This window comes from Aeromonas sp. R9-2, assembly GCF_040908025.1.
Taxonomy (GTDB): domain Bacteria; phylum Pseudomonadota; class Gammaproteobacteria; order Enterobacterales; family Aeromonadaceae; genus Aeromonas; species Aeromonas veronii.
Genome location: NZ_JBFOCX010000019.1, coordinates 1 through 21,556 on the forward strand (window position 1 = coordinate 1; position 21,556 = coordinate 21,556).

At 61.0% G+C, this 21,556-nt stretch carries 15 protein-coding genes and 1 rRNA gene; 12 read left to right on the top strand and 4 right to left on the bottom strand.

Going from position 1 to position 21,556, the window contains the following annotated elements; all coding sequences use genetic code 11:
• Positions 1-110: 110 nt before the first annotated feature.
• The 8 genes from rrf (at position 111) to AB5Y71_RS05780 (ending at position 9,178) form a co-directional block, all read left to right on the top strand.
• Positions 111-225 (top strand): 5S ribosomal RNA (gene rrf, locus AB5Y71_RS05745).
• Between the two features lie 184 nt (positions 226-409).
• On the top strand, positions 410-916 hold the full coding sequence (locus AB5Y71_RS05750; RefSeq protein ID WP_368171181.1) for an NUDIX domain-containing protein: 507 nt from the start codon (positions 410-412) through the stop codon (positions 914-916).
• A 132-nt stretch (positions 917-1,048) separates the two neighbouring features.
• Positions 1,049-3,214 carry an AsmA family protein gene (locus AB5Y71_RS05755; RefSeq protein WP_368171182.1) on the top strand — a complete coding sequence of 722 codons (2,166 nt, stop codon included), beginning with the start codon at positions 1,049-1,051 and terminating at the stop codon, positions 3,212-3,214.
• 141 nt (positions 3,215-3,355) lie between these two features.
• On the top strand, positions 3,356-4,738 hold the full coding sequence (locus AB5Y71_RS05760) for a DUF3404 domain-containing protein (protein WP_368171183.1): 1,383 nt from the start codon (positions 3,356-3,358) through the stop codon (positions 4,736-4,738).
• Entirely contained in the window at positions 4,735-5,382 is a 648-nt protein-coding gene (locus AB5Y71_RS05765; protein WP_005335461.1) for a response regulator transcription factor, read from the top strand. The genes AB5Y71_RS05760 and AB5Y71_RS05765 overlap by 4 nt, the downstream gene beginning before the upstream one ends.
• Positions 5,379-6,209: a DUF2861 family protein gene (locus tag AB5Y71_RS05770; RefSeq protein ID WP_368171184.1), complete on the top strand. Its 831-nt coding sequence runs from the start codon at positions 5,379-5,381 to the stop codon at positions 6,207-6,209. Before AB5Y71_RS05765 ends, AB5Y71_RS05770 begins: the two co-directional genes overlap by 4 nt.
• 108 nt (positions 6,210-6,317) lie before the next feature.
• Positions 6,318-8,519, top strand: a complete 2,202-nt coding sequence (locus tag AB5Y71_RS05775) for a glycoside hydrolase (RefSeq protein WP_368171185.1) — start codon at positions 6,318-6,320, stop codon at positions 8,517-8,519.
• A 95-nt stretch (positions 8,520-8,614) separates the two neighbouring features.
• Complete coding sequence (locus tag AB5Y71_RS05780; RefSeq protein WP_368171186.1) at positions 8,615-9,178, top strand: GNAT family N-acetyltransferase; 564 nt, start codon at positions 8,615-8,617, stop codon at positions 9,176-9,178.
• 30 nt (positions 9,179-9,208) lie between these two features.
• Here AB5Y71_RS05780 and AB5Y71_RS05785 read toward each other — a convergent pair whose 3' ends face one another.
• From AB5Y71_RS05785 to AB5Y71_RS05800, 4 genes are all read right to left on the bottom strand, one after another.
• Positions 9,209-10,303 carry a type I restriction endonuclease gene (locus AB5Y71_RS05785; RefSeq protein ID WP_021229484.1) on the bottom strand — a complete coding sequence of 365 codons (1,095 nt, stop codon included), beginning with the start codon at positions 10,301-10,303 and terminating at the stop codon, positions 9,209-9,211.
• Positions 10,304-10,568: 265 nt separating this feature from the next.
• Positions 10,569-13,442, bottom strand: coding sequence for a bifunctional [glutamate--ammonia ligase]-adenylyl-L-tyrosine phosphorylase/[glutamate--ammonia-ligase] adenylyltransferase (glnE, locus tag AB5Y71_RS05790; RefSeq protein ID WP_368171187.1), 2,874 nt, complete (start codon positions 13,440-13,442; stop codon positions 10,569-10,571).
• A gap of 159 nt (positions 13,443-13,601) precedes the next feature.
• Entirely contained in the window at positions 13,602-14,048 is a 447-nt protein-coding gene (locus AB5Y71_RS05795; protein WP_040068004.1) for a GNAT family N-acetyltransferase, read from the bottom strand.
• Between the two features lie 83 nt (positions 14,049-14,131).
• Positions 14,132-15,382, bottom strand: a complete 1,251-nt coding sequence (locus tag AB5Y71_RS05800; RefSeq protein WP_005335445.1) for a methyl-accepting chemotaxis protein — start codon at positions 15,380-15,382, stop codon at positions 14,132-14,134.
• A gap of 101 nt (positions 15,383-15,483) precedes the next feature.
• On the opposite strand from AB5Y71_RS05800, the gene AB5Y71_RS05805 reads away from it, so the two are divergent.
• From AB5Y71_RS05805 to nudC, 4 genes are all read left to right on the top strand, one after another.
• Complete coding sequence (locus AB5Y71_RS05805) at positions 15,484-16,236, top strand: potassium channel family protein (RefSeq protein WP_005354446.1); 753 nt, start codon at positions 15,484-15,486, stop codon at positions 16,234-16,236.
• 146 nt (positions 16,237-16,382) lie between these two features.
• Positions 16,383-16,988 (top strand): TIGR04211 family SH3 domain-containing protein, encoded by a 606-nt coding sequence (locus tag AB5Y71_RS05810; RefSeq protein WP_005335443.1) that lies wholly within the window; start codon positions 16,383-16,385, stop codon positions 16,986-16,988.
• 314 nt (positions 16,989-17,302) lie between these two features.
• Positions 17,303-20,467 (top strand): bifunctional proline dehydrogenase/L-glutamate gamma-semialdehyde dehydrogenase PutA, encoded by a 3,165-nt coding sequence (gene putA, locus AB5Y71_RS05815; protein ID WP_368171188.1) that lies wholly within the window; start codon positions 17,303-17,305, stop codon positions 20,465-20,467.
• A 221-nt stretch (positions 20,468-20,688) separates the two neighbouring features.
• Positions 20,689-21,468: an NAD(+) diphosphatase gene (nudC, locus tag AB5Y71_RS05820; RefSeq protein WP_368171189.1), complete on the top strand. Its 780-nt coding sequence runs from the start codon at positions 20,689-20,691 to the stop codon at positions 21,466-21,468.
• Positions 21,469-21,556: the final 88 nt, after the last annotated feature.

The following is a 21,556-nucleotide window of genomic DNA, read 5'->3' on the forward strand; positions in this document are numbered from 1 at the left end:
GAAGTGTTTCTGGCCTTGTAGCGAATGAACGAACTACTCAAATTCAGTGGTAATGACAAAGCAAACTGGCCAAGTCGTTATTCACGTCAGCTTTCTAGATTAAGAATTTGCCTGGCGGCCATAGCGCCGTGGAACCACCTGATCCCATGCCGAACTCAGAAGTGAAACGCGGTAGCGCCGATGGTAGTGTGGCATTCGCCATGCGAGAGTAGGACACTGCCAGGCACCCAATACAAGGAACCCCGCTCATCGAGCGGGGTTTTTTATTGCCTGCAATTCAGTAAGTCGCCTGATAATTGCCCCGTTTTATTCCTCTCCCTTTGAATTCCTCGTCTTCCCCGTCGGTTTTACTCATAAAAAAACAGCCATGGCAGCGTAAAATAGCGCCTTATTTCGTCGGAGATAGCCCATGTTTTGTCCAAAATGCGGCGGTCAAACCCTGCAGAGCGTCAGCCCCAAAGAGTTTCGCTGTGGCTGCGGTTTTCATTTTTTCCAGAATGTGGCGACGGCGGTGATGGTGGCGCTTTGCTGGCAGGACGAGGTGCTGGTTGCGGTGCGTGCCCGCAATCCGGGCAAGGGGTTGCTGGATCTGCCTGGCGGATTTGTCGATCCCGGCGAGTCGCTGGAGGGGGCGCTGGTGCGCGAGTTGCAGGAGGAGCTGGGACTCGATGTCAGCGCTCAACCTTTTACCTATCTCGGTTCCTTTCCCAATATCTATCCCTACGATGGCATCACCTATCACACCTGTGACACCTTTTTCGCCATCAGGCTGAGTGAAAAACCTGTCATCCAGCCGGCTGACGATGTGGCCGCCTGTCAGTGGCTGAAGATCAGCGATATCCCCTTGCCCCGCTTTGCTTTCGAGTCGACGCGCACAGCTATGGCGCGGTTGCAGCAATCCCTTTTGCAAGCCTGATCCCTGCTGATGACGATGGGGATTGGCAGCGACCATCCCTGTCTCATCCTTGTCCGCTTTTGTCCCGCAGACGCCATTCGTCAGACGGTGAGTGGTATAGTCAGCAGTGGATCAGGATTCAAGGAGCATATCGTGAAGAAGATAGTTCTCATCTTGCTCGGCATTGCCGTGGCGGCCTTGCTGGCCATAGTGACGTTGATAAGCCTCATCGACCCCAATCAATTCAAGCCCCAACTGGCTGAACAGGTGCGCAAGAGCACGGGCCGGGAACTGGTGATGACGGGGGAGATTGACTGGCGTTTCTGGCCGAGCCTCGGCCTCTCGCTTGAGAAGGTGGCTCTGCGCAATCCGGCCGGTTTTGCCGAGCCGGATCTGGTTCGTTTCGAACAGGGCGAGGCCTCGGTGGCCCTATTGCCGCTGCTCTCCCATCGTCTGGAGATCGGCAAGGTGACGCTGAGTGGCGCCCATCTCTTTATCCAGACCAAGGCGGATGGCAGCTCCAATCTGAGCGGACTGATCAAAGATGCCACTGCTGATGCAAGCGAACCGGTCGTCCCCGCAACCCCTGCGCCAACCGCTGATAGCAAGCCCTGGCAGATCAGCTTGCAGGGTGTCGCGCTCTCCAAGGCCAGTGCGCTGGTACAGGATGATCGCAGCAGCACCTCGCTGCGACTGGATCGCCTCGATCTCGATATGGGGCAGCTGGCCACCGGTCAGTGGGTACCCGTGACGCTGGCCGCCAAGGGGAGTGCCGACAAGCTCGCTTTCAACGTTAAAGGGCAGACCCAGATCAAGCTGGCGCAGGAGGTGATGGCGAGTGAACTGAAAGACTTGAGCCTCAGTGGCAGCCTGAGTGACCCGTCCCTGCGACTCGACAGTTTCTCCATCAAGGGAGACCGATTGGCCCTGGGTGAGTGGAGCAACCTCACGTTGGCGCTGAAAGGGGCCAAGGTAGAGGGGCAGCAAGCTTCACTGGCTGGCTCGCTGGAAGGAACACTCAAGGGACGGCTCGATAAAGAGATGAAGCTGGCCGAGCTCTCCGATGTGCTGCTGACGGCAGCGCTGGAAGGTGATGCGCTGCCACGCCCGCAGATGAAGCTGAAACTGGCCGGGTTTGCCCGTGCCGAGCTCGACAAGCAGTTGATTACCCTGAGCAAGCTGGTGATGAGTGCCGATGAGGCGCTGCTGAGTGGTGATGGAACCGTGCAGCTTGGTGCCGTTCCGGCAATCACCTTCGATCTCAAGGGGGAGACGCTGGATCTCGACAAATGGCTCGCCAAATCGGTACCGACCACACCAGCGCAGGCGAAAGAGGACAAACCGGCAGCCGGTGCTTCCAATGCCGCTGCAAGTGACAATAAAGCGGTAACCGGCAAGAGCCAAGCCCTCTCCGCGGTTGAACCGGATCTGGGCGCGCTCAAGGGACTGGATCTGGATGGTCGGTTGCAACTCGGCAGCCTGCGTCTGAAAGGGCTGGATCTCGGTGCTGTCGATCTGCAGGTGGTTTTGGCCAAGGGACTGCTGACGCTCAAACAGTTCAGCGCGACCGTGGCGGGCGGTCAGGTAAGCGCGAAAGGGGTTCTCGACGCACGCCAGCAACCCGCCACCTACAAGGTGCACAAGCAGGTGGCCGGAGTGAACATTCGTCCCTTGCTGCAGACTCTGGCCCAGAGCGATCTGCTGGAGGGTAAGGGCGATCTCGATGTGCAGGTGCAGGGGCGTGGTCTCTCTCCTCTGACACTGCGCAACGGAATGCAGGGCAAGGTGACCTTGAAGCTGAGCGACGGCGCCCTGCATGGCATCAACCTAGCGGAGATGATCCGCGAGGCGCGGGCCACCCTCACCGGCAAGGGGGCCGAGCAGGTGAAAGAGGCACGGAAGACAGACTTCAGCGCTCTGACCGCCAGCTTCCAGATTGCCGACGGCATCGCCCGCAGCAACGACATCCAGCTCTTTGCCCCGGCCTTGCGGGTCAAGGGCGAGGGGCAGACGGCGCTGGTGCCGGAGAGCCTCGACTTCCTGTTCCTCACCTCCATCGTCGAGAGCAGCAAGGGGCAGGGAGGCAAGGATGTGGATGAGCTCAAAGAGATCACCATTCCGGTGCGGATCGGCGGCCACTGGCAAGCCCCCAGCTATCAGCTCGACGTGAAGGCACTGCTCAGCAACAACAAATTGCTGGAGGAGAAGGCCCGCAAGGAGGCCGAACGCGGCCTCAAGAAGCTGCTGGGGGACAAGGCCGACAATGAAGCCGTCAAAGGGGTGGCTGACCAGCTGCTCAAAGGACTGTTCAATAGGTGACGGTTCATATGGGCTGGCGGGAGCCGCGCCAATGCCGTTAGCGGTTGACCGGATGTCAGCGCCATTGAAAAATGGCGCTGACATTTTTTATGGCGCAGTGACCTGCTGTGTCTTCATCCGGAGTCATCTCGAGTTGAACCCATGCGCCTGATCCTGCTGCTCTGCACCCTGATCTGCTACGGCATGACGTATCCCGTGCTGGCCGGGCCGCTGGCGGATCGCCTGGCTGGCGAGCTGGCCAGACAGACTCCAGAACAGGCGCTGCCTATTGACGAGGTGCAGCGGCTCGACCGTCGCCTGATTGCTCCCGACTCCCTCTATCCCGCCTGGCAGCGCTATCCGCTGCGCCAGTTGCAGGCTATCTATCGCTATCAACAGGAGTGCGGGACAGAGAATGAGTTGCCTGCCGAGTGGCTGCCACTGCTGCAGGCGCTTTGCGGTCAAGGGGCTGTGCCCTCGACCCGCTGGTTTGCCGCACACCCCGTCTATCCGCTGGGCGGCTCCAGTGCGGCGCGCTGGCAGGCTGGTCATTCGGCGGCCGGGCTCGACGCTCTGCTCCATGTGCGGGAGCGGCGTGATCAGTTGGGGCTGCTTGGCGAGCTCGGCGATGACAACCTCGACGCCCTGCTGCGGGGGGAGCGCTGGCTGCTGCAATCGGGTCAGCTCTGGCTGCTTGCCGATGGGCAGTGGCGCCGTTATGGCGCAGGGCAGTGGCAGCCGCTGGCCGAGCGGCTTGGCGTGACGCTGGATAGCCGTACCGCTGGTACTTGTGAAGAGCGAGTCGGAGCGATTTGCTTCAATACTCGCACCACGCTGCATTGGCAGTGGCTGGCGCTGGCCAGCACGTTTGGCTTTATCCTGTTGCTGGGGTGGACCAGTTGGCAGCGCTGGCGACTGCTGCGGGAGCGGCGCGTCGCATTGCAGATGCTGACCCACGAGCTGCGCACTCCCATCATGGCGCTCTCCGGCATCAGCGAGGAGCTGCGCCACGATTTCGACCGGCTGCCCTCTTCCGCCCAGCAGAGCGTGGGGCAACTGCTGGGCAGTGTCGCCCGCCTGCATCAGCTGGCGCAGGCCAGTCGCCACTATCTGGCGGCAGAGACCTTCGAGGATGAGCGGGTGGCTGTCAGTCTGGCTGAGTGGCTCACCCTGGCTTGCGAGCGGCATGACGCCACCTTCTGCCTTGAGCGGGAGATGACTCTGGCGCTCCCCTTTTATTGGCTCGATCTCGCCCTCGACAACCTGCTGCGCAATGCCAGCCAGCATGGTCGTGCGCCGGTTCGGATCTGTGCCAGCTGGCAGGCGGGGCGCTTGAGCCTCGCAGTCAGCGATGGCGGCGAGCTGCCAAATTACCGGCTCGCTACCCTGCTGCGCCGCGGTGCCCGTGGCGAGGGTTTGGGGCTGGGGCTTGCCATCGTGCGCCATCTGCTGCGCCGTCTTGGCGGGCGCCTCGCCTTATCCGGCCCGCCCACCACCTTCACCCTGACGCTGCCCTGCCAACTCTGGAGCGACCCCGAATCATGAAGACCATCCTGCTTGTCGAAGACGAGGCATTGCTGGCGGAGAACCTGCAACGCTATCTGACCCGCGAGGGGTATCGCTGCCTCTGGTGCGACACCCTGGCTGCGGCGGAGCAGCAGTGGCTGGCGGCGGATCTGGTGCTGCTCGATCGCACCATGCCGGAGGGGGATGCCCTCGACTGGCTACCCCAGTGGCTGGCGCGCAAGGCGTTGCCGGTGATCGTGCTCACCGCAAGGGTGGAGGTGAGCGATCGGGTGGCCGGGCTCGATGCGGGGGCGCGCGACTACCTGACCAAACCCTTCTCCCACGACGAGCTGCTGGCGCGGATCCGGGCCCAGTTGCGTCAGCTGGGGGATGGCACTCAGGCGGTGGGCGGTTTGCAGCTTCATCCCGCCCGGATGCAGGCGAGTTGGCAGGATGCGGAGGTGAGCTTTACCCCCACCGAGTTTGCCCTGCTCACCCTGCTGGTACGGATGGCGGGGCGGGTGCTGAGCCGGGAGGAGATCCTCAACCGGGTATGGGGCTATCAGGCGTTTCCCTCCACCCGCACCGTTGATACCCATATTCTGCAACTGCGCCAGAAGCTGCCCGGACTGGCCATCGAGACGGTGCGCGGCATCGGCTACCGGCTGGAGGTGCCAGCGTGAAGCGTGCAACGCTGGCTGGGCTGCTGTTGGCTCTAAGCGGCGGCCTTCTGAATGCAAGCTGCGTGATGGCAACAGAGGGTCTGGCCACCGATCGCGCCGACCCGCTGCAACCGCCTACCTTGGCGCTGTTGCAGGGGGATAACCGGCACGCCTGGCAATCTTTGCAGCAGGCATGGCCCGCCCTCACAAGTGATGCCGAGCGCCGTAGCTGGCAGGGGATGCTGGCCGCGCTGAGTGCCCAGCACTGCGGCAAGGATTTCCCGCTCACTCTGCCTGATGGGGTGAGCGAGCTGCGCCTTGAGCTAATCCAGCGCGATGCGCCACTGTTGCGGGACTATCGGGTGCAGCTGACCGGCGAGGGGCCCATCACCGCCGCTGAACTTATCGATCCCGCTGGCCGTGACCGACTGGCAGGTGCCCAGTGGGAGGCGGAAGAGAATAAAGGGGTTCGGGTCGTGGGGGCCGATCTGCCGACGCCTTTGCCAGCCGGGCTCTATCAGCTGCGGCTGACGGTGGCGGGCCTGCGTTGGCAGGTGGCGTTGCCGCTGCCTGCGGTGCAGGATCTGGACTGGCTCTCCCGCTCGCCGCAGGCGGTAGCCAATCTCCCCGTCAATCCTGCGGCCTGCACGCCGCTCTGGCTAGATCAGGCGGTACTGGCTCGCCCGCAATACTCCCTGCTCTGGTGGCACCGGATTGCGCCCGATGAGCCGGTGAACTGGCCAACCGCTACGCCCGACAGCTGGCGTACCCTTTCGCTGGTGCAGACCAGCCAGCGCGGCCAGCTGGTGTTGCAGCTAAGCCACAGTCAGGCTGGGCCGGTTGAGTAATGGTCGTCGTGATGGTCAGTTGCACGCAATCCTGACATTGGCCTGACAATCGCAGGCGGCCAATCTGCTGAAATGGCGATTCCCGTGTGTTATCAGGAATCACCGACCATGACTCTTCTTCCCGTGCTAACGAGCCGGATCCGCCCGCTGCTGCTGTTGGCGCCGCTGTTCTCCCTGCCTGCCGAGGCGCTGACCCTTGCCAACGATCAGTGGCGCATTGAGCTGGATCCCGCCACCCTGGCGGCCGAGGCTGTGCTGCCATCGGGCAAGCACCTTCTCATCTCTTCTCCCGGCCCGCGTCAGCCGGTCACCGCCTTGCAGCAGGAGGGGGAGCGTGCCAGCTGGCTGATCCGCGCCGATGGCGAGATGCGGGCCTTGGCTCGCCTCGAGGGTAACCGTCTGATCCTCACCCTGAGCCGTGCGAGTGCTGGCGAGCTGGTGTGGCCGCGGGTACCGGCAGGTGCGCAGGCGCTGATACTGCCGATCCACGAGGGATTTCGCATTCCGGCTACGCACACTGCGTGGCGCAAGGCGCTGGCGCAGGAGTATCAGGGGATCAACACCACGGATAATCTGACCCTGCCGGTGGTTGGGCTGGATCACGGCGATCAGCAGCTGGCGATCCTCTTTGCCAACCCTTTCAACAACCGGCTCACCTTTGCTCCGAAGAAAGATGGCATTGCCCTCACCGCGACCCATAGCGTCAATCGCCTCAATCTGGCTGACCCCTATGAGGTGGCAGTGTCGTTGCAACCGGGCAACGACTGGCTGGCGGCGGCCAAGGCCTATCGCAGCTGGTTGCAGGAGCGGGGCGAGCTGGTCTCGCTCGAGAGCAAGCTGGCGGCAGTAAAGGATGGCAAGCGGCTGATCGGCGCCTCTCACCTCTACCTTTGGGGCGAGCGACTGCTGGTGCCACAGGATGTGAAGAGTTGGCCCGCGCTGCGCCGCCTGATCCCCACCGACTGGCTCAAGGGGGAGAGCAAAACGGCGCTGCAAGCGACCGATCTTGAGCGCAACCGCTATCTGCAAAATTTGGTGCTGGCCGGAGTGGAGCAGGCGCTGGCGCAGCGCCATCCGGGTCAGCAACCGGCCGATTTCAAAGCCCGGCGCACGCTGGCGGCCACGCAACTGGGCGCAGCGCTCAACGAGCCGCAGAGTTGGGGTGATGGCAGCTCGACCAAGATGATCGCCGCTCTCAAGCAGGCTGGACTACCCAGACTCTGGCTGGGGCTGCCCCAGTGGACTGCCGGTTTTGCTGCGCCAGAGGGGATTGCACTTGCCAAAGCGGCGGGTTATCTCATCGCCCCTTACGACTCTTACGATACCGCGCTGCCGGAGGGGAATCGCCAGCAGAGCTGGCTCACCGCCCAGATGGGGCAGGATATCTACCTGCGTTGCGGCATCATGCTGGAGAATGGACGGCGCAAGAGCGGCTTTCAAAACAGCGGCGTCTACACCAATCAGGCCTGTGTGCGCCCAGTGATGGAGCAGCGCGTGCCCTGGTTGCAGCAGGCGAGCCATTACAACAGCTGGTTCCTCGATGTGGCGGCGACCGGCATGGTGTTTGACGACTTCGATCCGGCTAAGCCCACTACTCAGGCGCAGGATGCGCAAAACCGGATGGCCGGGATGGCGTGGATTGCCAGGAGTCAGGGTCTACTGGTGGGCTCCGAGGAGGGCGGCGCGGTTGCCAACCGCACCGCGGCCTTTGCCCATGGCCCCCAGACCAGCGGCTTTGGTTGGCAGGATCCCGATATGCGCCGCAACAAGCGCTCTCCCTACTATCTGGGAGCCTGGTATCCCGACTATCAGCCCGCGTTCTTCTTTCGCCAGAGCCGCCTCAAGCCCGGGTATCAGGGGCTCTACTTCGATCCGGCGCTGCGGTTGCCGCTGTTCCAGAGCGTCTTTCACGACAGCATAGTGACCACCCACCACTGGACGATGGATAGCCTCAAATTCAGGGAGAGTCGTCAGGTCACCGAACTGTTGCAGCAGCTCTACAACGTGCCGCCCCTACTCAACCTCAGTCTGGATAGCGCCAGTGCGCGCATTCCCTACCTCAAGGGGCTCGATGCCTTCTTCCGCCCGCTGCATGAGCGGCTCTACAACCAGCCCCTCACCGGTTTTCGCTGGCTCGACAAACGAGGAGTGGTGCAGCAGAGCGAGTTTGCCGATAGCACTCGACTGATAGCCAACTTCGGCCCGGCCACCGAGCAGGCGGGGATAAAACTGGCCGCTCAAAGCGTGCTGGCGCTGCTGCCCGATGGCAGCCAGCAGCAGTTTGTCTCGCAACCGGATGGCGCCCGCTAATCTGGCGTTTTGTATTTTATTTCATCAGGTGATGATGCTGAAGAACTTTTCATGTATAGATGAACGTTCTGCAAAATAAACGAGAGGTAGTTCTGATGATTGAGAGTGAGATGATTAGAGAGGTAAACCATCCGGCGTGGCCGCTGGTCTGGCAGATCTATGGCGAGAGTTTTCCCCGCTACGAGCAGCGCCAGTCACAGCATCAGCCCCAGAAGATGCGGGATCCTCGCTATCACTGCCAAATCTTTTATCAGGACGGCCTGCTGCTCGGTTTCATCTTCTGGTGGGCGTGCGGTGAGCAGATCTATATCGAGCATCTGGCCATCAATCCGGCGCTGCGCGGCCGCAACTACGGCAGCCGCCTGCTGGCCGAATTTTGCGAGCGGGCAGGCAAAACCGTCATTCTCGAGATCGATCCGCCAGAGGATGAGATTGCCATTCGCCGTCTGCGCTTCTATCAGGGGCTGGGCTTTTGTCTCAACGACTATGCCCATCTCCACCCGCCCTATCATTCTGATTATCAAGGACATGCGCTGCGGGTGTTGAGCTATCCGGGGCTTCTTGAGGAAGAGGCCTATCAGCGTTTCAACCAGATGCTGGTGGAGACGGTGATGGAGCACGGCTTGAGTTGTAAAACGGGGATGTTCATTGCGAGATGAAGGGGGGGTTATCCCCCCTCCTAATTTCTACTATTCATAGACTGATGTCGCGGTCAGCAACTGATCTGCAAAGGTAAAAATTTCATCGATCGAGGAAATAGGATGCCTAGTCTCTTTTTTGTCAGCGTCAAATAAACCGATATATTTCTGCCTTGCATTGAAATGCAATCGGCATAACGGCTTGCGATTATTATCGTCGAGGAGAATACCAAAATAACTTTGGGTATCTCTTGCCGCGATTCTTGTTACATCAAATCGCTGTCTCAGAATTGCTTTGACAACATTAAAGCCTTCCATCTCTTCAATCGTTGTATCGACCTTTGATTTTTCCTCACTACAGCCTTCGGCATTATTGTTATCACTTGATGGATTACTATCAAATGCCGGTTGGATAGTTGAGGAGTTGACACTGCCACCAATCGCAGATTTCAATCTTGCATTGATGCTGTCATTCAGAAATTGGCTAAGTGCCTTCTTGGTAATGTCGGTAAAGGACTGTTTGACCTTTGCCGTCAGTACACCGTCATAGATTCTGGATGCAAAAAACTTAACAAAGTCTTCTTCCGGTGAGCCAAATTGTTCGGCTAGCAATTTTTTGATCTGGCTAAGGTACTTCAGTTCGCCAGCTGCATCGACAACTGAATCAACATCGAAAGAGGTTTTGGTTAGTTTTAATACCTCAGGCACTATGTGTTCATCTATGTCTTCCAGATCGAGCGTCAAAAATGGTTTTTCGTCCATTTTGTTTGGGGCATCAAGGTCTGTGTAGAACTCATATTGTGCCCCATTGGTAAGAATGCCGATTCGAGCATTGGTAACTGAAAAATAGCGAAAGAGTTGACCAGAGTGCTTGGCCGAGAGTTTTTCACTGTATTTTTTACACTCAACCAGAATTTGCACTTGGCCGTCTTTGAGAATGGCGTAGTCAACCTTTTCCCCTTTTTTGATGCCTGTATCTGCGGTGAATTCCGGAATCACCTCCGTAGGGTCAAACACATCATAACCAAGTACACGATTGAGAAATGGCATGACAAATGCGTTTTTGGTTGCTTCTTCTGTGGTGATCATCGATGACTGTTGAGCAATCTTTTTGGCTAGACTCTGTAGCTGCTCTGAAAAATCCATTGTTTCCTCTCTGCGCTGGGACTGGAATTGTTGAGTTGATATTCACCCGTCATATCTGGCCAAAATCAGGTGAGGTCATAGAGACGGTTTATCTCTACGTATATTCAGCAAAGTGCCATACGATTCCAAGGCTGGTATGCCTGAAACAGGATCCAGCTCACCGCTATTGAGTGTTATATGAAGAAAATATGAGCTTGTAGCTGACATTTATATTAAAAAGGGGCGCCCAAGCGCCCCTTTCTCGTTGAACCTGCTGTGGTTTATCTCACTCCCCCAGCAGCTTGTGCCAGACGGCGAGTACATGGCTGCGCTCACTCTGTAGCTGATCGTCGCTCACCTTGCGGGAGATCTCCGAAAGGTTGAGGCGATGGCCGAGGTTACGGATCTCCAGATAGGCCTGCTTCAGCCCCTCCGCCTGCTCCAGCGTCAGCACCCCCGCCATCACGCACTCGTCGAAGATGCGCACGTTATCGGACCAGCGGGTGAGGGCATCGGGCTCGCCGCAGGCGTGGGCCAGCACCAGATACTGGGCGATGAACTCGATATCCACCATGCCGCCGGGGGACTGCTTGAGATCGAACTCGCCAGCCCCCGCCTTGAGCAGGTGGTCCCGCATCTTGTGGCGCATCTCGCGCACCTCGCGGGCCAGGGTCGGCAGGTCGCGTTCCCTGGCCAGCACATCGCGGCGGATGCGGGCAAATTCGGCAATGATGGCGTCATCGCCATAGATGGGACGGGCCCGCACCAGTGCCTGATGCTCCCAGGTCCACGCCTCGTTTTGCTGATACTGCTCGTAGGCTGAGAGGGACGAGACCAGCAGGCCGGAGTCGCCGGAGGGGCGCAGCCGCATGTCGATCTCGTAGAGGATCCCGGAGGGGGTACGGGTGCTGAACAGGTGCAGGATCCGCTGCGCCAGACGCAGATAGAACTGGCGGCTGTCGATGGGTTTGCGGCCATCTGTGTAGCTGTTGGGGTCGCCGCCGTGCAGGAACACCAGATCGAGATCCGAGCCGTAGCCGAGCTCGATGCCACCCAACTTGCCATAGGCCACCACCGCAAAGCCGCGCTGGCCGCTCAGCGCCACCTCGGGCGGCACCCCGTAGCGCTCGCTCATCTGGGCCCAGGCCTGATTGACTACCTCCTCGGTGATCGCCTCCGCCAGCCAGGTGAGGTGGTCGCTCACCTTCATCAGCGGCAGGGCGCCAGCGATGTCGGCTGCCACGATGCGCAGCAGCTGCACCTGCTTGAACTGGCGCAACGCCTCCATCTGTTGCTCCACGTCCTCCTCCGGGATGCGCAGCAGAAACTGGCGCAGCTGGGGCTTGTACTGATCGAGCGGGGTGGGGTGGTAGAGGTGCTGGGGATCGAGCAGCTCATCGAGCAGAATGGGATAGCGGGCCAGTTGCTCGCTCACCAGATGGCTGGCGTCGCACAGCCGCACCAGCTGGCGCAGGGCGCCCGGGTTCTCCGCCAGCAGTTGCAAATAGGCGCTGCGGGTGAAGATGCGGGTCAGCAGCTCACAGACCCGTTCGAACAGGCGGGCGGGTTGCTCGCTGGCGACCACCAGCCGCAGCAGCTCCGGCATCAGCCAGTCCAGCGCGATGCGCCCCTGCGGCCCTACCTGACGGCGCTTGTACTCCTCCTTGAAACGCAGCAGCGCGGCACAGAGCGGGGCGGGCTCGGCCACCCCCTGCGCAGTCAGCAATTTTTCCAGCTCGGCGGCGTCGAGCTCGGTGCGCCAGAGATCGAGCCAGAGCTGCTCCAGATGGGCGGGGGCCTCCTTCTCTTCCCCCACCACGGCGGCGAACTCCTGATGGACGGCGGCCATCTCCTCGTCCAGATGAGCCATAAAGGCGTCCCAGTCAGCAAAACCCAGAGCTGCGATCAGCCGTTGGCGATCCCGCTCCTCGGTGGGCAGGGTCTGGGTCTGTTGATCGCCGATCTCCTGCAGGATGTTTTCGACCCGGCGCAGGAAGCGATAGGCCGTCAGCAAGCGGTCGCAATGGGCAGATTCGAGGGCGCCACATTGGGCGATGGCGGCCAGCGCCTGGGGCAGGTGGCGCACCCGCAGTGCCGGTTCACGGCCGCCGCGAATAAGTTGCAGCGCCTGGGCGATAAACTCCACTTCGCGAATGCCGCCAGCCCCCAGCTTGATGTTGCCCTCCAGCCCCTTGCGGCGCACCTCGGCGGCGATCATCGCCTTCATCTGGCGCAGGCCGTCGATAACGCCAAAGTCGATATAGCGGCGAAACACGAAGGGGCGCAGCATCTCGGCCAGCTCCACTGCGTGTTCGCACTGGGGCCCCAGTACCCGCGCCTTGACCATGGCGTAGCGCTCCCAGTTGCGACCGTGATGCTGGTAGTAATCCTCCATGGCGGCGAAGGAGATGGCGAGCGGCCCTGCGTCGCCAAAGGGGCGCAGTCGCATATCGACCCGGAACACCTGACCATCCTGCGTGGGCTGGTGGAGGGCGTTGATGATGCGCTGACCGAGCTTGATAAAGAACTGCTGGTTGGCCAGCTCGCGTCGCCCGCCAACCGTGTAGCCGTTCTCGGGGAAGGTGAAGATAAGGTCGATATCCGAGGAGAAGTTAAGCTCGCCACCACCCAGCTTGCCCATGCCGAGGATAAGCAGCGGTTGCGGGTTGCCATTGCCGTCCATCGGGGTGCCCAGCTCGCCACACTGTTTGGCGTAGAGCCAGTCGCGAGCGGAGCAGATGAGGGCATCCGCGAGCTTGGTGAGGTGGATAAAGCTCTCTTCCACCGCCGCATGGCCCAGCAGCTCGCGCCAGGCGATCACCAGCATGCGGCTGCGGCGGAACTGGCGCAGGATGCGCTTGAGCGCCTCTTCATCGCTCACCTCGGCGAGCAGGGCGGTCAGATCGCGCTGGTAGGCGGGCCAGCGCTCGGCCTGATCCAGTTCTCCGGAGGCGAGCAGTTCGGTCAGCAACGCCGGCTGCTTGAAGAGAGAGTCGGCGACAAAATCGGAGAGGGCGAGCAGGGTCAGCAGGGTCTGGCGAACGGGCTCGGGCAGCGAGCCATAGTCGGGGGCCAGTTCGATCAGCCGCTGCCATTGGCGCTCGGCCTGTTCTTGCAGCAGGGGGGAGAGGGCGGAGAAAGAGGGAGAGTGCTGGGCCACGGTTGCCGTCCTTGTGGTTCACGACAGCGGGTTAACGACACGAGGTTAACAACGCTGCCGATTCAAAATGGTGGCTGCCAATCTAGCACTGTCAGGCCCCCGCGTCACAGCGCAGGGGCGAGAAGCATGATCCGGTGGGAATTATTGGCCGCCAGTCAATCAGGTGCGCTGGTAGATGGCAGGGTTGTAGATCTCCATCAGGCTGTCTGGACTTGCTGGGGGCGCAAAGCCAAAACCGGCATAGAGGCCGTGAGCATCAGAGGTGGCGAGAGCGAGACGCCGTAATCCCTGCAACTCGGGATGGTCGACAATGGTTGCCACCAGTGCCTTGCTGTAACCCCGGCCGCGGTACTCAGGCAGCACGAAGACATCGGCCAGATAGCCAAAGGTGGCCTTGTCGGTGATGACCCGGGCGAAGGCAACCTGCTGACCATCGACATAGCCGCCAACGCAGAGGGAGTGGTTGATGGCCCGCACCACAGTGCTGTGGGGAATACCACGGCACCAGTAAGCCTCTTGGGAGAGAAAACGGTGGATCAGAGGCACATCGAGCCGCCCCTTGTCGTCACTGAGCTCGAGTGGTGGGTGCGTTGCATTCTGCTGCATATTGGCTCCTTGCCGTGCGCTGGAAATGAGAAAGGCCCCCTCAAGGGGCCTTCCAGTCTAACCGGATTGGGGCATGAAAACAGTCAGACGAGTTTGAAGGACTGGATCTGGCTGTCGAGCTCCTTGCTGTGCTGCTCGACCAGTTCGGAGGCCTCTTGCAGTTCACGCAGCACCACGACGGAGCCTTCGGCGATCTGCTTGACCTGTTCCAGATTGCCGCGCATCTCTTCGGCGACCGAGCTTTGTTGCTCGGAGGCGGCGGCGATGTGGCGGTTCATGTCGGCGACACCCTGTACCCGCTGCACTATGGTGGCGAGCTGGGTACCGGCCTGGGTCACCTGTTCCACCCCCTTGTCGGCCTGCTGTACGCTTTGGGCCATCAGCTCGCCAGCCTGATGGGCATTGCCCTGCAGCTGTTCGATCATCTTCTGGATCTCGACGGTGGCGGCCTGAGCCCGGTTGGCCAGCTCGCGCACTTCGGAGGCCACCACGGCAAAGCCGCGACCAGCTTCACCGGCGCGAGCCGCCTCGATTGCAGCGTTCAGGGCCAGCAGGTTGGTCTGCTCCGAGATGCCGCGAATGGTGTCGACCACAGAGCCAATGCGCTCGACTCCCTGCTCCACCTCGTTGACCACGGTGGCGGAGCGCTGGATGTTGCCGGAGAGGGTGTCGATGGTGCTGACGGTGTCGGCGACGCAGCGGCTCCCCTCTTCCGCCAGCTGGCTGGTTTCGGCGGTGGCGTGAGAGGCCTGATCCGCATGGGCGGCCACTTCGCGAATGGCGCCGACCATCTGGCTCATGGCGCTGGCCAGCTGTTCGATCTGGGTGAACTCTTCGTTGATCGCTTCGTTGGCCTCTTCCATGCAAAGGGTCACCTGGGAGGCGATGTCGTTGAGCTCCTTGCAGGCGGCGCGCTGGTTGCCAAACACCTCTTTGAGGTTCTCCTGCGAGTGGGAGACCGCCTTGGCGATGTCACCGAATTCGTCACGAGACTTGAGCAGTACCTTGTGGCTGAGGTCCCGCTTGGCGAAGCGCTCCAGCAGGCCCACCAGATAGTGCACCTGCTTGACCATCAGGCGGGAGCCGGTGAGCAGCAGGATCACGAACAGCAGCCCCATGATGGCGGTCTCCATCAGACCGGTCCAGAGCAGGCGATTGGAGATCGCATCCGCCTTGGCGGGATCGAGCCCTTCGCTGAGCAGGGTCGCTTCCAGATTGTTGGCGTCAAACCAGAGTTTTGTCAGTAGCAGGAGGGTACTGAACACCATCAGCAGCACCACTTTGGGTACCAACCGGATGTTGCTCATTCTTTTCTCCAGCAGGTTCAGCTGCATTGTCATTCTCCTTTTAAAAGCCGTTTTTTCCTTTGCCCTCAGGACTATCGGCATTATCTTCTCTTTTATTAATTTGCACTGTGCTTAAAGTTGGAAAATGTATGCGACATCACTTAACTCATCTGCGGGCGATGGATCTGCTGATGGCATTTCTGTCGATTATCTCGGTTGTGCTGGTGACGGCCCGCTGGTGGGGCCATGAGAGCCTGACACCACAGACTCTGCAGCTCTTCTATGACCTCGACAGTCTGATCTGCTACTTCTTCCTCGCGCACTTTGCTTATGGTTGGATCCGGGCCTCCGATCGCAAGGCCTATTTCAAGGCCAACTGGATCTATCTGCCGGGTAGCCTGCCGATGGCGGAGCAGCTGCGCTGGGCGCGGTTGATCCAGTTGTGGCGGGTCTATCAGCTGTTCAAGGAGCACCCGGATCTCTGGGCCATGTTCCGTCGCGAGCGCAACGAGACCACTCTTTCCGGCATCCTGTTCCTCTTTTTCCTGCTGCTGGGGGTGGGCTCCGGCGTCATGTACTGGATTGAGTCAGGCCAGCCCGGCAGCCAGATTGAGACACCCTATGATGCCTTCTGGTGGACGCTGGTGACCCTCTCGACAGTGGGTTACGGGGATCTGGTGCCCAAGACCGAGGAGGGGCGGTTTGTCGCCAGCCTGCTGATCCTGTTCGGGGTCGGTCTGTTCGGTGCCATCAGCGGTTTTATGGCCAGCCTGTTTTTGCAGCCCAACAAGGGGGATGGCGAGACCGACAAGTGGCGTCATCACTACAACAACCAGCAAGAGGAGCTGCTGCGTGAGATACGCGCCCTGCGCAGCGAAGTGCAGGAGCTGAAAAACAAGTGAGGCCGCGGACGGGCAAGTTGCGAGGTGACTCGCAACTCTGCGCTCTTTAATCCGGGGGAGGTGCTTTTTCTTTGCTTGTCCTTTAACCTGCTGGCGGCTTAACATTCAACCTCTTGTCCAAACCTGAAAAAGAGAATCGATCGACCATGCGCGCCCTTCTCGGGATTTTGATCTGCTTGTGTGCCCAACAGGCACTGGCCGATACCCGTTATGTTTCAGACAACATCTTTACCTATATCCACAATGGCCCGGGTACCCAGTACCGGATCCTTGGCAGCGTCAAGGCTGGTGAACCGCTGGAGGTAAAGGCGGTGAACAGCGAGGCCGGTTTCACCCAGGTGGTGGACGGTCGTGGCCGCGAGGGGTGGATCAAGAACAGCGAACTGCAGAGCCAGATCAGCCTGCGCGAGCGTCTGCCCCAGGTGGAAAAAGAGCGCGATGAGCTTAAAGATCGCCTGCAGAACCTCAACGGTGACAACGAGAAACGCTTCACCGAGAAGGATGGCCAGATCGCTGCCCAGAGCAAGGAGATCGCTGCTCTCAAGGCCCAGCTGGTCAGTCAGGGTGAGGAGATGAGCAATCTCAAAGAGCAGAATGATGCCCTGACCCAGAGCTACGACAACCAGGAGCACGACATGCAGATGGACTGGTTTATCCGTGGTGGTGCCATGGTCGGTGCCGGTATCCTGCTTGGTATCCTGCTGCCCATGCTGCCCCGTCGTCGCAGCCGCGGCGATCGCTGGATGAACTGACAGCATCTGGCTGAATGAATTGCTGAGAAGGGTCGCCGTGGCGGCCCTTCTTTTTTGGGGCGCATTGGGCGGAATGCGTGACTGCTTTGCGACAGGGTGGTGGCAGATAGTATACAAAATGAAGTCAGCGTGACCCTCACGCTTGCTGGCGTATTGGCTTCAAAAGGGAATTTATGGGGGGAATGAGCGATCTTTGTTAAAGGTTGGCAACAAATTCATTTCATATAGGGTGCAACATTGTATACATTATCGGCGTTTCGGCGGCGCGTCCGCCTTTGTCGATATCAGCCCTAGGGCGTACAGGAAGACCCCATATGTTCAAAGCTACTCAAGTGCTTGCCGCTGACTATATCCCCTCCGATCTGGCCGCCCTGCGCGAAGCCATCACCCAGAACTATGTGGTGGATGAAAATGCCTATCTGGCCGAACTGTCGGCCATGCTGCCGGGGGATGGCGCCTCGCTGGAGCAGGTGACCCAGCGTGCCCGTACCCTGGTGACCAAGGTGCGCAAGGAGAGCGGCTCCGGTGACGGTATCGACGCCTTCCTGCAGGAGTACAGCCTCGATACCCAGGAGGGGATCATCCTGATGTGTCTGGCCGAGGCGCTGCTGCGCATTCCCGATGCCGAGACCGCCGATGCCCTGATCAAGGACAAGCTCTCCGGCGCCAACTGGTCATCTCATTTCCGCAAGAGCGACTCCACTCTGGTCAACGCCTCCACCTGGGGGCTGATGCTGACCGGCAAGATTATCAAGCTCGACAAAAAACTCGACGGCAACCCGGCCAACCTGCTGGGGCGTATGGTCAACAAGCTGGGCGAGCCGGTGGTGCGATCCGCCATGTATGCTGCCATGAAGATCATGGGCAAGCAGTTCGTGCTGGGGCGTGACATGAAGGAGGCGCTCAAGGCGAGCCGCAAATCCCGCGAGCTGGGCTACACCCACACCTACGACATGCTGGGCGAGTCGGCACTGACCATGCAGGATGCCGACAAGTATCTGACCGATTACCGCAACGCCATCGAGGCGGTGGGCAACGAGCGGATCAGCGACGGCGGCCCGGCCCCTTCCATCTCCATCAAGCTCTCGGCGCTCCATCCACGCTATGACGTGGCCAACCGCGAGCGGGTGCTCGGCGAGATGTGCGAGCGGCTGGTGGGGCTGGTGCGTCTGGCCCGCGACAAGGATGTGGCCATCAGCATCGATGCCGAGGAGATGGACCGCCTCGAGCTGTCACTGGACTTGTTTGAGCAGCTCTACCGCTCCGACGCCAACCGTGGCTGGGGCAAGCTCGGCATGGTAGTGCAGGCCTACTCCAAGCGCGCCCTGCCGGTACTCTGCTGGCTCACCGCGCTGGCCCGCGAGCAGGGTGACCTCATTCCGGTTCGCTTGGTAAAAGGCGCTTACTGGGACAGCGAACTGAAATATGCCCAGCAGGCGGGCCTGCCCGGTTACCCGCTCTTTACCCGCAAGGCGGGCACCGATATATCCTACCTCGCCTGCGCCCGCTACCTGCTGAGCGAGCCGACCCGCGGCTTTATCGCTCCCCAGTTCGCCACCCACAACGCCAATACCGTGGTCAGCATTCTGGAGATGGCCGGTGATCGCCAGTTCGAATTCCAGCGCCTGCACGGCATGGGGGAGGAGCTGCACAACGCGGTGCTGAACGACAATCCCGGCCTGCACTGCCGCATCTATGCGCCGGTCGGCGCCCACAAGGATCTGCTGCCCTATCTGGTGCGCCGCCTGCTGGAGAACGGGGCCAACACCTCCTTCGTTCACAAGCTGGTGGATCCCAATACCCCGGTGGACTCGCTGGCCGAGCATCCGCTGCGCACCCTCAAGCGCTACTCCGGTTTTGCCAACGACCGCATTCCGCAGCCGGTGAACCTCTTCACCGACCGCAAGAACTCCAGCGGCGTCAACATGAACATCCTCTCCATCCAGCGCCCCTTCTTCGCCCGCTTGAAAGAGCTGGAGAGCAAGCAGTGGCTGGCAGGGCCTATCGTCGATGGCGAGACCCTCAAGCGTAGCGAGGCACGCACTGTGCTGAGCCCGCAGGATGTGAGCCTCACCGTCGGCAAGATCCACTGGGCCGACGAGCAGGCGGTGGAGCAGGCCTTGGCATCTGCCCACGCTGCCTTCCCGCGCTGGCGTGAAACCCCGGTGAGCGAGCGTGCTGCCGCGCTGGAGAAGCTGGCGGATCTGTTGGAAGCGAACCGCGAGCAGTTTGTCTCCCTCTGTACCCGTGAGGCGGGCAAGCTGCTGCAAGATGGCATCGACGAAGTGCGTGAAGCGGTGGATTTCTGCCGCTACTACGCGGTGCAGGCCCGCAGCCTGATGGGACAGGCGACCCTGCTGCCCGGTTACACCGGCGAGCAGAACGAGCTGTTCCTGCAGGGGCGCGGGGTGTTTGTCTGCATCAGCCCGTGGAACTTCCCGCTGGCGATTTTCCTCGGCCAAATCGCAGCTGCGCTGGCCACCGGCAATACCGTCATCGCCAAACCGGCGGAGCAGACTGGCCTTATCGCCCATCTGGCGGTGACTCTGGCCCATCAGGCCGGTATTCCGGGCGACGTGCTGCAACTGCTGCCCGGTGATGGTGCTACCGTCGGCGCCAAGCTGACAGCGGATCCGCGCATTGGCGGCGTCTGCTTCACCGGCTCCACCGAGACCGCCAAGCTGATCAACATGACCCTGGCCCAGCGCGATGGCGCCATCCTGCCGCTCATCGCCGAGACCGGCGGCCAGAACGCCATGATCGTCGACTCCACCGCCCTGCCGGAGCAGGTGGTGCGCGATGTGGTGAGCGCTGCCTTCCAGAGCGCCGGTCAGCGCTGCTCGGCCCTGCGGGTGCTCTATCTGCAGGAGGAGATCGCCGAGCGGGTGCTGGAGATCCTCACCGGCGCCATGCAGGAGCTGAAAGTGGGCAACCCGGCTGAGCACAACACCGACGTCGGCCCGGTGATTGACGCCGATGCCAAGGCGGGGCTGGATGCCCATTTGGCCCGAATGATCCCGCGAGCTCGCCTGATTGCCCAGGCGCCGATGCCCGCCGCGACCATGGAGGGACACTTTGTCCAGCCGACTGCGCTGGAGATTGGCTCCATCCGCGAGTTGACCAAGGAGCAGTTCGGCCCCATCCTGCACGTGGTGCGCTACGCCACCCGGGATCTGGACAAGGTGATCGGCGACATCAACGGCACCGGCTATGGCCTGACGCTCGGGATCCACAGCCGCAACGAATCTCACGCCGAGGAGCTGGCGAGCCGTATCAACGTGGGCAACGTCTACATCAACCGTAACCAGATCGGCGCCATGGTCGGGGTGCAGCCGTTCGGCGGGCAGGGGCTCTCCGGCACCGGCCCCAAGGCGGGTGGCCCTCACTATCTCGGGCGGTTTGTTACCGAGAAGACCCGCACCATCAACACCACGGCGGTGGGTGGCAACGCCTCCCTGCTGGCGATGGGCGATGCCTGATCTGCGTCGATAGAGGCCGGATACTGGATGCCGTATAACAACGGGCCGCCTTCGGGCGGCCTCTTTATTTGCGCCATCCGTTTTTTACGAATGGGACAATCGGCCACGGCGGGGTCGTCAGCGACCCGTGCTGGTCGTAAGATGGGAGCCATTCGCGTGGCGTTTTCCCCTTGGCGGGCCCGCCGTAGCCAGGGTTTTGTTTTAACGAGAGTGTTTATCTGATGTCATTAACCGAACAAGCCCGCTGGTTCGTGCTGGGGGGCGATCATCTGGTACTGCTCGATCAGCAGGGTCAGGTGCCACAGGGCAGTAAAGCGTGCCTGCCCGCAGCGCTGGCTGACGCCCATTTCGAGCGTTTCGACGAGTGGCAGGGGCTACCCTGCTATCTGCTCGATCTGGGGGCTGAGGCCGACACGAGCGCCATGAGCCCTCTGCGCCAGCTGATGGTGGCGGGAGACGAAGAGGGCTTTCGCCTCGCCGGCCGCGCCTGGCAGCTCGCCACCTTCCGCTGTACCCACCGTTTCTGCGGCGAGTGCGGCGCCCCCATGACCCCGAAGGCGGGGGAGTGGGCGCAGGTGTGCCAGCACGGACATACGGTTTATCCGCGCATTTCACCCTGCATTATCGTGGCGGTGCGCAAGGGGCCGGAGATCCTGCTGGCGGCCCATCGCCGTCACTATCAGGCGGATGATCCCATGTATACCGTGCTGGCCGGGTTTGTGGAGGCGGGGGAGAATCTCGAGCAGTGCGTGGCGCGGGAGGTGTTCGAGGAGAGCGGCATCCGGGTGCGCAATGTGCGCTATGTGGCGAGCCAGCCCTGGCCATTCCCCCACAGCCTGATGATGGGCTTCACCGCCGACTACGAGAGCGGCGAGATCCGGGTGCAGGATGACGAACTGGTGGCCGCCGATTTCTTTACCGCCGACCGCTTGCCGCGTTTGCCGCCCCACGGCACCATCGCCCGGCGGCTGATCGAGCGTTCGCTGGCGGGCGAGGGGTAACGAGGCGCTTATCTTTTCGCCAATCCTTTTGTACTTCTTGTTACAAGCGGGGCGGTCAGGTTTGCGCCCCTTCACATCTTTGCAACCG